The organism is Serratia sp. GW822-FHT06D09 (assembly GCF_058799515.1).
In genome coordinates, this window is the sequence record NZ_JBXALO010000002.1 from 521,430 (window position 1) to 534,193 (window position 12,764).

10 protein-coding genes are annotated in these 12,764 nt (G+C 54.4%); 3 read left to right on the forward strand and 7 right to left on the reverse strand.

The window, feature by feature from the left end; genetic code table 11:
• Nucleotides 1–195: 195 nt before the first annotated feature.
• Nucleotides 196–1,401: a nicotinate phosphoribosyltransferase gene (pncB, locus tag AC1RKG_RS06165; RefSeq protein ID WP_020826152.1), complete on the reverse strand. Its 1,206-nt coding sequence runs from the start codon at nucleotides 1,399–1,401 to the stop codon at nucleotides 196–198.
• A gap of 255 nt (nucleotides 1,402–1,656) precedes the next feature.
• Complete coding sequence (locus AC1RKG_RS06170) at nucleotides 1,657–3,357, reverse strand: GGDEF domain-containing protein (protein ID WP_128864124.1); 1,701 nt, start codon at nucleotides 3,355–3,357, stop codon at nucleotides 1,657–1,659.
• 447 nt (nucleotides 3,358–3,804) lie between these two features.
• Here AC1RKG_RS06170 and pepN point away from each other — a divergent pair, with 447 nt between their 5' ends.
• Nucleotides 3,805–6,420, forward strand: a complete 2,616-nt coding sequence (pepN, locus tag AC1RKG_RS06175; protein ID WP_122078266.1) for an aminopeptidase N — start codon at nucleotides 3,805–3,807, stop codon at nucleotides 6,418–6,420.
• 31 nt (nucleotides 6,421–6,451) lie between these two features.
• On the opposite strand, the gene ssuB is transcribed toward pepN, so the two are convergent.
• Genes ssuB through ssuE form a run of 5 tightly spaced genes read right to left on the reverse strand, consistent with a single transcriptional unit; the run spans nucleotide 6,452 to nucleotide 10,766 of the window.
• Nucleotides 6,452–7,228: an aliphatic sulfonates ABC transporter ATP-binding protein gene (ssuB, locus tag AC1RKG_RS06180; RefSeq protein WP_020826155.1), complete on the reverse strand. Its 777-nt coding sequence runs from the start codon at nucleotides 7,226–7,228 to the stop codon at nucleotides 6,452–6,454.
• The gene (ssuC, locus tag AC1RKG_RS06185; RefSeq protein ID WP_020826156.1) at nucleotides 7,225–8,019 is read right to left on the reverse strand and encodes an aliphatic sulfonate ABC transporter permease SsuC; all 795 of its coding nucleotides are present in this window, start codon (nucleotides 8,017–8,019) and stop codon (nucleotides 7,225–7,227) included. Before ssuC ends, ssuB begins: the two co-directional genes overlap by 4 nt.
• An 11-nt stretch (nucleotides 8,020–8,030) precedes the next feature.
• Complete coding sequence (ssuD, locus tag AC1RKG_RS06190) at nucleotides 8,031–9,179, reverse strand: FMNH2-dependent alkanesulfonate monooxygenase (protein WP_020826157.1); 1,149 nt, start codon at nucleotides 9,177–9,179, stop codon at nucleotides 8,031–8,033.
• Nucleotides 9,180–9,195: 16 nt separating this feature from the next.
• Entirely contained in the window at nucleotides 9,196–10,161 is a 966-nt protein-coding gene (locus AC1RKG_RS06195) for a sulfonate ABC transporter substrate-binding protein (protein ID WP_020826158.1), read from the reverse strand.
• A 26-nt stretch (nucleotides 10,162–10,187) separates the two neighbouring features.
• On the reverse strand, nucleotides 10,188–10,766 hold the full coding sequence (gene ssuE / locus AC1RKG_RS06200) for an NADPH-dependent FMN reductase (protein ID WP_261135164.1): 579 nt from the start codon (nucleotides 10,764–10,766) through the stop codon (nucleotides 10,188–10,190).
• Between the two features lie 259 nt (nucleotides 10,767–11,025).
• On the opposite strand from ssuE, the gene pyrD reads away from it, so the two are divergent.
• A complete protein-coding gene (gene pyrD / locus AC1RKG_RS06205) occupies nucleotides 11,026–12,036 on the forward strand; it encodes a quinone-dependent dihydroorotate dehydrogenase (protein ID WP_020826160.1) in 1,011 nt (336 codons plus the stop codon).
• Between the two features lie 175 nt (nucleotides 12,037–12,211).
• The gene (locus AC1RKG_RS06210) at nucleotides 12,212–12,760 is read left to right on the forward strand and encodes a cell division protein ZapC (RefSeq protein WP_020826161.1); all 549 of its coding nucleotides are present in this window, start codon (nucleotides 12,212–12,214) and stop codon (nucleotides 12,758–12,760) included.
• Nucleotides 12,761–12,764 lie beyond the last annotated feature (4 nt).

Sequence of the window (12,764 nt, forward strand, 5' to 3'; positions counted from 1 at the left end):
TAGCTTACAACCCAAGAATATGGGGATGTTGCTATGTTACTTGCCGCGGTGCAGAGCACAAGCAGAAATCGCCGGATTGGTGCAACATTTCTTGGCTCTGGGCGAAAAGGGAGCACGGCGAAGTCTCTTATAAAGAAGAAAAAAGCCGGCGTGAGGTCTTCAGCCGGCTTTTTCGCGTTGGCAGGGCGGTGTGGCTTAGCTGGCTTTCTTCACCAGCGGTAAATCGAAGGCCTTGCGTAACGCTTTCACAAAGGCCTGATCCTGGCAGATGGTCTTGCCCGGGCTGTCGGACAGTTTAGCCACCGGCTTGCCTTTGCATTCGACCAGCTTGATCACGATGTTCAGCGGTTTAACCCCCGGGATATCGCAGGTCAGACGCGTACCTATGCCGAACACCAGATTGACGCGTTGGTAGAAACGGCGATACAGCGCCATCGCCTTGTCCAGATCCAGATTGTCGGAGAACACCAGCGTTTTGCTCATCGGGTCGATGCCCAGCTTCTGATAATGCGCAATGGCTTTCTCGCCCCATTCGAACGGATCCCCCGAATCATGGCGCAGGCCCTGATAACGCTGGGCGAACTGCGGACCGAAATCACGCAGGAAGGCGTCCATGGTGATGCAGTCGGTCAGCGCGATGCCGAGCTGGTCCGGATATTCATCCAGCCAGGCTTGCAAAGCTGCACGTTGGCTGTTGGCCAACACCGGGCTGATTTGCTGATGCGCCTGGAACCATTCATGAGCCTGAGTACCCACGGGCGCCAGAGCAAGCTGGTGAGCCAGATCGTAGTTGCTGGTGCCGACCAGATAAGGAAATTCGTCTTTCAAGGTGCTGACAATCGCCTGCTGCACACTCTGCGAGAAACGACGGCGGGTGCCAAAGTCCATCAGTTTGAAGCGAGAAATGTCCACGTCAGCGCTCATGGCTTTAAAATGCTCGAGTTTGCTGCGCAGATGAGCGACGGCCATCTCAGGCGTGACTTCCGGGGAGCGGTGACGGTGCACCACCTCACTGATCACTGCCAGCAGTGGGACTTCCCACATGATCACTTCACGCCAGGGACCGGCAATGCGGATGTGCAACTTGCCCGCATGATCTTCGATCTGAACCTGTTGCGGATCGTAACGAAACTCGCGCAGCCAGTTCAGGTAATCCTCGCGGAAGAAAGGCAGCCCGGAAAGATAGTTGAACTCAGCGTCTGTTAGCGCCAATTGGCTCATCAGTGCGATCTGGGCACGGATCTCGTCGGCATATTCGCCAAGCAGCTCGTCACCGCGGCAGCGGAATTCCGCCGCCACGCTGATAGCAGGATAGCGATGGAACACTGCTTGCTGCATATGAAGCTTATAAGCATCAGTATCAAGCAGTGATGTCAAAATCGGGGAGGCGTATTGAGTCATATCGCGTTACTGCATCCTCGTCAGGCGCGTGTCCAAATCCGGATAATCATAAAAAAGTGGGGGGAGTATACCCGGATTATCCTGTTATTGAAGCTGCATCACACCACAATTCATCGGAGCCGGTCGAGGATTAAACGTGCCTTTATCTCTGCTTGCCATCAGGATGCCGACAGAAAAGTCAGATAAGTCTGTAAGGTGAATGACTTAGCCTAATTAGTCATAAAAATTATAATGTTAATTATTTTAAACAACAATTCAGATAAAACCGTTCTGGGTATGAATGCCTATCCGGTCTTTGCCGTTTTTCTTGCAAAAATAGAGCGCTTCATCCGCCTGTTTGATTGCTGCCGGCAACAAGCGGATATCGCGAACCTGGGCAATGCCGCAACTGGTGGTGAAGCGGACGTTTTGCCCATCGGTTAGTGTCAGGCTGAACTGGTGCGTACGCTCGCGTAGCTTGGACATCACTTCCTGCGCATTTTCCAGCGTACAGTTACCGAGGATCACGGCAAATTCTTCACCACCGTAGCGACAGAAAATGTCGCTGGAGCGGAAGGTGCTTTGCAGCAGCTTGCCAAATGCCACCAGCACCAGGTCGCCTACGTGATGGCCGTAGGTGTCATTGAGGCTTTTGAAATTATCAATGTCGATCAGACAAAAAGCGAGTGGGTAGCTGCCGGCAGCCAGCGATTCGCACTCCAGGAAGAATTTGCGCCGGTTATAGATATTGGTGAGAGGATCGAGATAGGAGGAGGCTTCCAGCTCTTTAATCAGCAGGTGTTTCTCATTTTCCAGCGTTACCTTTTCTAACTGGTACTGTTTAAGCTGTTTGATAGCGTCGCTGATGGCTATCAACTCCTGGCCGTAGAACACTTCGTTGCGAGCGATATTCATATCGCCGTGGGACAAGCGCAAAATATTATTATGCGTTTTCGTCAGCCAGCGGCTGATATTTGAACAGTAAACCAGCGTAGGCAGGAAGATAAATAGCGCAATCAGACCCGCCAGCGAAATCATGCCGTCAATGGCGGTTTGGCTGTCATAAATCTTGCTCTGCGAGGCGGCGGTCTCCATTTCGAAACTGCGCTGATAGAGCCGTTGTGACAGCTCACTCAGGTTTTTAACATAGGGATAAATAGCGTCTGTAGGGTAGGCGGTATGCGTGTTTACGGCGGTATATAATCCCTCGGTAATGATCTTGATCTGCTGAGCTGACAGCTGCCCCAGGATCTCATTCACCAGTGCAGTAGTTTTCACGTCGTTATAGGTAAGTTTCATAAAAATCAGCCGAGTGCTCAACGCATTCAATACGCCGGTGAGCTGAATTGCTTTCAGATAAGCGTCTTTGCGCGCCAGTCGATTGGTATTGACGTCAATAATCTGATCGATGAGTTCGGTCACCGACATGTTCAGCCGGTTATTTAATCGCACTGCCTCAAGAAACATAAATGAATCGCCATCGACCATGCGGTTATCGTAGCTATAGCGGTAGTAACTTTTACTGGCCTGGGAAATATAGTAAGCGCTATTGATATTGAACAGATTGGCATTGGCTTCGGTCACCTGCGAAAGCTGCAGGTTGTCATTATTGAGCAATTGTTCCATCAGACTGAGCATGGAAAGCGCGGCAATTTTTTGCCTGATGCCGAGCCGTTGCGAGATTTCGCTGTCGATGTGCGGTCGAAAGTGGGCGATTTTCTCCCGCGCTACGCGATCGGCGTCTTGCCACTGATGTGGAGTGATACGTGGGTCGATCAGGCTCAAACGTTTAAGGCGATGTGCCAATAGTGTGGCCTGAAAAGCCTCTGAAATCTCTTTGGCTCGGGTAATTTTGTATAGATTGAGTTGGTTGTCGCGATACTCGGTGTCAGCTTCCGACAACTCATCGGAAATAAACAGGGCAAATGAGGACATCAGGGCAAAGGTAAAAAAATAGATCAGATATTTTACTTTCATATGCACTACGCGTCCTTGAGCCCGATCCGCTAATTATATCACTGAGTCTCCCGGCCTGTCTTGGCTATACCCAATAAGGGAAGATTGCCTGCAAAGTGCCGTTGAGCCGGGAAGGCTGCCCCGTGAGATAGGGTAAGTTCGCACTTTTGACGCCGATGTTCTCATCTGGAAAACGTACAACTCCGCAGGGCATCTTTAGCATTTAATGCTGATTTTGATGCCGCATCAGGTGAAGGAACCTGATGGCGTGGGCAATTCTTCGACAGGATTACGATCCACCTCCGATTTCTCCGCTCCTGTGGCCTGGTCTCTCTGGGTTTTTTTTGTAGCTGTGATACAGTTTATTTACAATCAGGCTCATCGAAATTTCTGCTCTTTTCCGACGGCGAAATAGGCGAATGATGAAAGCCTGGCACCTGTAACTCACTGAGACGTCAAAGGGTTTTTATGACACAACAGCCACAGGCGAAGTATCGCCACGATTATCGCGCGCCAGATTACACCATCACTGATATTGACCTGAATTTTGAGTTGGATGCAGAGAGCACTCGCGTCACTGCCGTCAGCAAAATCAAACGCCAGGGCGCTGCCGATGCGGCGCTGGTGCTGAACGGTGAAGACCTGACGCTGGTGAGTATTGAGATCGACGGTCAGCCGTGGACAGCCTATCAGTTGCAGGATAACAAACTGGTTATCGAGCAATTGCCAGCACAATTTACCATGACTATTGTCAATGATATCCACCCGGCCAAAAACACCGCGCTGGAAGGACTGTATCTGTCCGGCGAAGCGCTGTGTACCCAATGTGAAGCTGAAGGCTTCCGCCACATTACTTATTATCTCGACCGCCCGGACGTGCTGGCGCGGTTTACCACTCGCATCGTGGCCGACAAGGCGCGTTACCCGTTCCTGTTGTCAAACGGCAACCGCGTGGGGCAGGGCGAACTGGAAGATGGGCGTCACTGGGTGCAGTGGCAAGATCCTTTCCCAAAACCCTGTTATCTGTTTGCGCTGGTGGCGGGTGATTTCGACGTGCTGCGCGACAGCTTTACCACCCGTTCCGGTCGCGAAGTGGCGCTGGAGCTGTTCGTTGACCGCGGCAACCTGGATCGCGCCGATTGGGCAATGACCTCGCTGAAGAACTCGATGAAATGGGACGAAACCCGTTTTGGCCTGGAGTACGATCTCGACATTTATATGATCGTCGCGGTCGACTTCTTCAACATGGGCGCGATGGAGAACAAAGGGTTAAATATTTTTAACTCCAAATACGTGCTGGCGAAAGCCGAAACCGCCACCGACAAGGATTACCTGAATATCGAGGCGGTGATCGGCCACGAATATTTCCACAACTGGACCGGCAACCGCGTGACCTGTCGTGACTGGTTCCAGCTCAGCCTGAAGGAAGGGCTGACGGTATTCCGCGATCAGGAGTTCAGCTCCGATTTGGGCTCGCGTCCGGTCAACCGTATCGATAATGTGCGCGTTATGCGCGGTGCGCAGTTCGCCGAAGATGCCAGCCCAATGGCGCATGCTATTCGTCCGGACAAAGTGATTGAAATGAACAACTTTTACACCCTGACGGTGTACGAGAAAGGTTCTGAAGTGATCCGCATGATGCATACGCTGCTGGGAGAAGAACAGTTCCAGAAGGGGATTCAGCTGTATTTCGAGCGTCATGATGGCAGTGCGGCAACCTGTGACGATTTCGTTCAGGCGATGGAAGATGCGTCCAACGTTGACCTGTCGCTGTTCCGCCGCTGGTATAGCCAGTCCGGTACGCCATTACTGACGGTTCGTGATGAATACGACGCCGAGCACCACCAGTACCGCCTGCACGTCAGCCAGAAAACCGCGCCGACCGCCGATCAGCCGGAAAAACTGCCGCTGCACATCCCGCTGGATATTGAACTGTACGATGCACAAGGCAACGTGATTGCCCTGCAGAGAAACGGCTCGCCGATCAATAACGTGCTTAACGTCACCGAAGCGGAACAGACCTTCGTGTTTGATGGCGTGGCGCACAAGCCGGTACCGTCCCTGCTACGTGAGTTCTCTGCACCGGTTAAACTGGATTATCCGTACAGCGATCAGCAACTGACCTTCCTGATGCAGCATGCTCGCAATGAGTTTGCCCGTTGGGATGCGGCACAGAGCCTGCTGGCGACCTACATCAAACTGAACGTGGCCAAACATCAGCAGCAGCAGCCGTTGTCGCTGCCGCTGCACGTTGTTGATGCGTTCCGCGCCGTATTGTTGGACGAGAAGTTGGATCCGGCGTTGGCTGCACAGATCCTGACGTTGCCTTCAGAAAGTGAAATTGCCGAGCTGTTTGCCACTATCGATCCTGAAGCGATCGCCGTGGTGCACGAAGCGATCGTCCGCTGTCTGGCGAAGGAAATGGCCGATGAGTGGCTGGCGGTTTATCACGCTAACAAGACCGACGGCTACCGGGTTGAACATGCTGACATCGCGAAACGTGCGCTGCGCAACGTGTGCCTGGGTTACCTGGCCTTTGGCGATGAAGCGCTGGCTGACCGATTGGTGACGGAGCAGTATCGCCAGGCGGATAATATGACCGATTCGCTAGCGGCACTGGCCGCTGCGGTGGCGGCGCAATTGCCTTGCCGCGACGCGCTGTTGGCGGCCTTTGACGAACGCTGGCACCAGGATGGTCTGGTGATGGACAAGTGGTTTGTGCTGCAGGCGACCAGCCCGGCGGCGGACGTGCTGACCAAAGTGCGTGGGTTGCTGAAACACCGTTCATTCAGCCTGAGCAATCCAAACCGCACACGCTCATTGATTGGGGGCTTTGCTTCCGCCAACCCGGCGGCGTTTCATGCAGCGGACGGCAGTGGCTATCAGTTCCTGGTGGAAATCCTCAGTGATTTGAACCAGCGCAACCCGCAGATTGCTGCTCGCCTGATCGAACCTTTGATCCGCTTGAAACGCTACGATGCTTCACGTCAGGCATTAATGCGCAAAGCGCTTGAACAGTTGAAAGGGCTGGAGAATTTGTCCGGCGACCTGTTCGAGAAAATCACCAAGGCGCTCGACGCGTAAGTCTAGGAAGGGACGGCATGCCGTCCCTTTTTTAATTTGCTGCGCGGCGTGTGGCCTGGCTTAAGGGGGAGGGCGGAGACAATACTCTGTCCAGCACCTCGGCTTCCAGCTCTGCCAGTTTGACTGACCCTTTGCGTCGTGGGCGCGGCAGGTCGACGGTCAGATCCAGGCCGATACGGCCTTCCTCAATCAAAATGACGCGATCCGCCAACGCAATGGCTTCACTGACGTCATGCGTCACCAGCAATACGGTGAAACCGTGCTGTTGCCACAACCCTTCAATCAATCCCTGCATTTCAATCCGCGTCAAGGCGTCGAGCGCCCCCAAAGGTTCGTCCAACAGCAACAGGCGTGGACGGTGGATCAGCGCACGTGCCAGAGCCACTCGCTGTTTTTGTCCTCCGGACAAGGCCGCCGGCCACTCGTTGGCGCGGTCGGCCAGCCCGACGGCTTCCAGTGCTTGCAACGCATCGGCACGCCAGTTACCGCGCAGGCCAAGGCCCACATTGTCGATCACCTTTTTCCACGGTAGCAGGCGGGCGTCCTGAAACATTAAGCGGGTATCGTCTCTGGCGCTGGCAAGGGGCGCATTCCCGCTCAGCAAGGCGCCGCTGGTGGCTTTTTCCAGTCCTGCCATTAGACGCAGCAGCGTGCTTTTACCGCAGCCACTGCGGCCGACCACGGCGACAAACTGTCCCGCGCTGATGCGCAATTGAATATTGTCCAGCACGGTGCGGTTACCGTAGCGCTTGGCAATGGACTCGAGCGTGACCGGCGTCCCTTGGGGAATTCGAGCGGGAGTCGTCATAGCGCTTCTCCTTGTTTCAGTTGATAGGCCGGGTGCCAGCGCAACCAGACGCGTTCCAGCAACTGTGCGCTGACGTCCGCCAGCTTGCCGAGCAGGGCATAAAGCACAATCGCCACCACCACCACGTCGGTCTGCAAGAATTCACGTGCGTTCATCGCCAGATAACCGATACCCGAATTGGCGGAAATGGTTTCGGCCACGATCAGCGTCAGCCACATAAAGCCCAACGCGAAACGAACGCCGACCATAATCGACGGCAGAGCGCCCGGCAAAACCACCTGAGCAAAGAGCTGGAAACCGCTCAGGCCGTAGCTGCGCGCCATTTCAAGCAGGCCGTGATCGATATTCTTGATACCGTGATAGGTATTCAAATAAATGGGGAACAGCGTGCCTAACGCCACCAGAAAAATCTTGGCGGATTCATCGATGCCGAACCACAGGATCACCAGCGGGATCAGCGCCAGATGCGGCACGTTGCGGATCATCTGCACGGAGCTGTCCAACAGGCGCTCGCCCCAACGCGACAGACCGGTGATAAAGCCCAGCACCAGCCCAATGCTGCCGCCGATGCTAAAACCGATCAGTGCGCGCCAACTGCTGATCGTCAGGTGTTGCCACAACTCGCCGCTTTTGGTTAGCGTCCAGAAGGCGGTGACGACCGCGCTCGGCGCCGGCAGAATACGGTTCGACAGCCACCCCGCCTCGACGGAGATTTGCCAGATAACCACCAGCGCTACCGGCAATGCCCAGGGGGCCAGCCGGTGCAATATGCGTTGTGTACCCTTCGCCATAAGGGGGCTCCTCAGCTTTGCGACGCTTTTTGCGGAATATAGATATTGGCCACCACTTCTCCCTGGGCCTTGACCGGTTTGCGCTGCGTGGGGATTTGGTTTTCCACCAGGTCAAGATGGGGGAACAGCAGTTCGCCGACGCGATAGGCCTCTTCCAGATGCGGGTAGCCAGACAGGATAAAGGTATCGATGCCCAGATCGGCATATTCCTGCATGCGCGCCGCCACCGTCGGGCCGTCGCCGACCAGGGCAGTACCGGCCCCGCCACGGACCAAACCCACCCCGGCCCACAGATTGGGGCTGATCTCCAGATTGTCTTTTTTGCCGCCGTGCAGCGCTGCCATGCGTCGTTGCCCTACAGAGTCAAAGCGGGCAAATGCCTTTTGTGCATCGGCGATGGTTTTTTCATCCAGATTGGCAATCAGTCGGTCTGCTGCACGCCAGGCTTCTTCGGTAGTTTCACGCACGATCACGTGCAGGCGAATGCCGAAGCGCACCTTGCGACCTTTGGCCGCCGCTTTGGCGCGGACCTCGGCAATTTTTTCTTTCACCTGCGCCGGGGGTTCTCCCCAGGTGAGGTACATTTCAACCTGTTCGGCGGCCAGATCCTGCGCAGCGGCAGAGGATCCGCCGAAATACAGCGGCGGACGTGGTTGTTGCACCGGCGGGTACAGCAGCTTTGCCCCCTTCACCTGAATATGCTTTCCATCGAAATCGACGGTTTCCCCTTCCAGCACCTTTCGCCAAACGTGGGTGAACTCTGCCGAAGCCTCGTAACGTTCTTCGTGATTCAGATGCAGCCCTTCCGCCGCCAGCTCCTCGGGATCGCCGCCGGTAACCAGGTTGAACAACGCTCGACCATTGGAAAGACGATCCAGCGTCGCCGCCTGGCGAGCCGCCAGGGTGGGCGAAATTATGCCGGGGCGCAAAGCCACCAGGAACTTCAGCCGCTGAGTGACCGGGATCAGCGAGGCGGCCACGAGCCAGGAGTCTTCACAAGAACGGCCGGTGGGGATCAACACGCCGCCGAACCCCAGCCGATCGGCAGCTTGGGCAATTTGCTGCAAATAGCCGTAATCGACGCTGCGCGCGCCTTCGGTGCTGCCGAGATAGTGGCCGTCGCCATGGGTTGGTAAAAACCAGAATACGTTCAGGCTCATCGTCTATTCTCCAAAATTATTGTGCGCTCGGGCGCCAGATGCGTTGTGAGATGTCGACCTTCACGGGCACCAGACGGTTGGCGTAAAACAGATCGGCGGTTTGCTGCTGGGCGGCAATGGTGCGTGCGTCCAGCGGTTTGATGGCGGTCGGTGGGCGGTGATCCAAATAAGACGAGATCACTTTTTCCGGCAGCCCCATGGCGTTCGCCAGCAGCGTGACGCTTTGCGCCCGATCGCTTTGGGTCAGCGCATCCGCTTTGGTCAACTCATCGAGCACCTGTTGAATAAACGGCCCGTTAGCTTCGGTATAAGTGCGCACCGCCAGATAGAAGGAGCCGGTTTGATTCAAATCGGTGCCGTCACCCAGCACCCGCACGCCGCCCTGCAACAAGGCTGCGGAATAGTACGGGTCCCAGATGGTCCAGGCATCGACGTTGCCCTGCTGGAATGCGGCGCGGGCATCTGCCGGCGTCAGGTATACCGGTTGGATATCGGTGAATTTCAGTCCGGCTTTTTGCAGCGAACGCAGCAGCAGGTTGTGGGAACTGGAGCCTTTCTGGAAGGCGACTTTGTGGCCTTTCAAATCAGCGACGGTTTTGATCGGGCTATTTTCCGGCACCAGGATCACTTCCGCCTTGGGTTTAGGTGGCTCTACGCCGACATACAGCAGATCCGCCCCGGCGGCCTGGGCAAAGATCGGCGGAATATCGCCGGTGCTGCCCAGATCGATACTGCCGACGTTCAACGCCTCAAGCATCTGCGGGCCTGCAGGGAATTCGATCCAACTGATTTTGGTAGTGGGGAAACGCTGTTCCAGCAGGCGGTGTGATTTTGCCAGTACCAGACTGACCGATCCTTTTTGATAACCGATACGAAACTGCGCCGGATCCTGTGCGCTGGCGGAATTGATCCACGCCAGTGAGATGATGCCGGCCAAAGCGCCAGTGCCAAGCCAACGGCCAAGTGATGAAAGTCGCGTCATTCTCTTTCCTTATATAGAGCGTGCTGTCAGGCGGTTTGACGTGCAAACAGAGACGGGGAGAGTTTTACCTGGGGCGGTTTACGGCGACCGAGTGCCAGGTAGAAGCTTTCCAGGGCTTCTTCCAACCGCGATGCCAGCCCGTCGGACAGCGTGATATCTTCACCGCTCAACGCCACTTGGCTATCGTCGGCGAACACCCCATGCAGCACTTCCTGAGCTTTCAATGCCGCCAACACCGGCTTAAGGGCATAGTCCACTGCCAACATATGACCAATAGAACCGCCGGTAGCCAGGGGTAACACCACCTTATGGTCAAGCGCTCGCTCAGGCAGCAGATCCAGCAGGGTTTTCAGCGCACCGGAAAACGAGGCCTTATACACCGGCGTAGAGACCAACAGGCCGTCGGCCAAAGCCAGTTGCTCGGTAAAGGCTTTTATCGCCGGGCTATTGAAATTGGCGTACAGCAAGTCTTCTGCGTCAAAGTCGTGCAGGGTGTAGGAGATCACTTCTACGCCTTGCTGCTGCAACCAATTTTTACTCAAGGAAAGCAGGGCCGCTGAACGTGATGGGATGCGAGGGCTGCCGGACAGTGATATAACGCGCATTACCACTCCTTATAACTAAAAGTTAGGTTTAATTAAAAAATCGTCGAGAAGTGTTTTAAACCTATCAGCAAAGGGGCGGGTTACTTAAATCTCATTTTTTGATTTTGATATGCGTAAATGCGGATTGGCGGGGCATTGGCTCCCCGTCAGGGGAAACGATTGCGTTAAAAACGCTTTTTTTGCTTTTAATCAATTCCAATTGGCCAAGGGATACCGGATAATACGCCCCCGGTTTGCAACCGGGAAATCAGGAGAGTACATGTACTACCCCCTCATCAGAAAAGCGTTGTTCCAGCTCGATCCCGAGCGTGCGCATGAATTGACTTTTCATCAGCTCCGCCGCGTCACCGGCACCCCGTTAGAATTTGTTATTCGCCAGTCTGTGCCGACCAAGCCAGTAAGCTGCATGGGGCTCTCTTTTAAAAATCCTTTGGGTTTGGCCGCTGGCCTGGATAAAGACGGCGAGTGCATCGACGCATTTGGTGCCATGGGCTTTGGCTTTGTCGAAGTTGGCACCGTGACGCCACGCCCGCAGTCGGGCAATGATAAACCGCGTCTGTTCCGCATCGTGGAAGCGGAAGGCCTGATCAACCGAATGGGCTTTAATAACCAGGGCGTGGATAATCTGGTTGAAAACGTTAAGAAATCCCATTTCGGCGGTATTCTGGGGATTAATATCGGTAAGAATAAAGATACCCCGGTCGAGCAAGGAAAAGACGATTATCTGATCTGTATGGATAAAGTTTATCCGTATGCCGGTTATATCGCGATTAACATTTCGTCACCCAATACGCCGGGGTTACGATCCTTACAGTACGGCGAAGCGTTAGACGATCTTTTGGCCGCCATTAAAAATAAGCAGCAGGAATTGCATGCGCGCCATCACAAATATGTGCCGGTGGCGGTAAAGATCGCGCCGGATCTTTCAGAAGAAGAATTGATCCAAATAGCCGACAGTTTGGTGCGCCATAATATTGATGGTGTGATCGCGACCAATACCACGCTGGATCGTAAATTGATCCAGGGGCTGAATTATTGCGAGCAAATGGGGGGCCTGAGTGGTCGTCCGTTGCAGGCGAGCAGCACCGAAGTGATCCGTCGTTTGTCGCTAGAGCTGCAAGGGCGTTTACCGATTATCGGCGTTGGCGGAATTGATTCCCTGATGGCCGCACGGGAAAAAATGGCGGCCGGTGCTTCGCTGGTACAAATTTATTCCGGATTTATCTTCAAAGGTCCGCGCCTGATTAAAGATATCGTTAACTACATCTAATATTTTTCCTTTCATTTTCAGCCGGGGGTTTATTTCTTCCCCCGGCTCGTCTATATTTTGTCCACTAGCATAAATATCGTTCGCGGAATTATCCGATGTTTAAGCGACTTGAGTGGTGATAAAATCACCTTTTAGGGTAAATACGGCGTGGCATGGGCAGCGAGAAGGATAAGACATGAAGATAAAACCTGACGATAATTGGCGTTGGTATTTTGACGCCGAACACGATCGGCTAATGCTGGATTTAGCCAATGGGATGATCTTCCGCTCGCGTTTTCCTGCCAAAATGTTAACCCCGGATGCCTTTGATGAGTGTTCTTTCTGTGTGGATGACGCGGCGCTTTATTTTAATTATGAAGAGCAGTGCAAACAGATAAAGCTCAGCCATGAACAACGCGCCGAACTGGTATTAAATGCCCTGGTGGCCTATCGCTTCCTGAAACCGCTGATGCCGAAAAGCTGGCATTTCTCGCAGCAGCATTACCCGTTGCAGCCGAAAAATGGCGAATTAGCGGCGGTGAAGGTGATGGAGAGCGGCGTTGAGGCGCGTCTGCTGGTGGTGGAAGCCGGTGATAACGCCAGCCTGTGCCTGCTGGCGCAAAACCAACTCTCCGTCGCTGGTCGCACTATGGTTCTGGGTGACGCCATCAAAGTGATGCACGATCGCCTTAAACCCTGCGCGCAAGATGAAACCTCCGCCCCGGCTTACGACAGGGCGGTATAACGGC

Bases quoted from the DNA above. Each gene is read 5' to 3' on its own strand.
- pncB (WP_020826152.1), bottom strand. From the start codon at position 1,401: ATGACTCAATACGCCTCCCCGATTTTGACATCACTGCTTGATACTGAT.
- AC1RKG_RS06170 (WP_128864124.1), bottom strand. From the start codon at position 3,357: ATGAAAGTAAAATATCTGATCTATTTTTTTACCTTTGCCCTGATGTCC.
- pepN (WP_122078266.1), top strand. From the start codon at position 3,805: ATGACACAACAGCCACAGGCGAAGTATCGCCACGATTATCGCGCGCCA.
- ssuB (WP_020826155.1), bottom strand. From the start codon at position 7,228: ATGACGACTCCCGCTCGAATTCCCCAAGGGACGCCGGTCACGCTCGAG.
- ssuC (WP_020826156.1), bottom strand. From the start codon at position 8,019: ATGGCGAAGGGTACACAACGCATATTGCACCGGCTGGCCCCCTGGGCA.
- ssuD (WP_020826157.1), bottom strand. From the start codon at position 9,179: ATGAGCCTGAACGTATTCTGGTTTTTACCAACCCATGGCGACGGCCAC.
- AC1RKG_RS06195 (WP_020826158.1), bottom strand. From the start codon at position 10,161: ATGACGCGACTTTCATCACTTGGCCGTTGGCTTGGCACTGGCGCTTTG.
- ssuE (WP_261135164.1), bottom strand. From the start codon at position 10,766: ATGCGCGTTATATCACTGTCCGGCAGCCCTCGCATCCCATCACGTTCA.
- pyrD (WP_020826160.1), top strand. From the start codon at position 11,026: ATGTACTACCCCCTCATCAGAAAAGCGTTGTTCCAGCTCGATCCCGAG.
- AC1RKG_RS06210 (WP_020826161.1), top strand. From the start codon at position 12,212: ATGAAGATAAAACCTGACGATAATTGGCGTTGGTATTTTGACGCCGAA.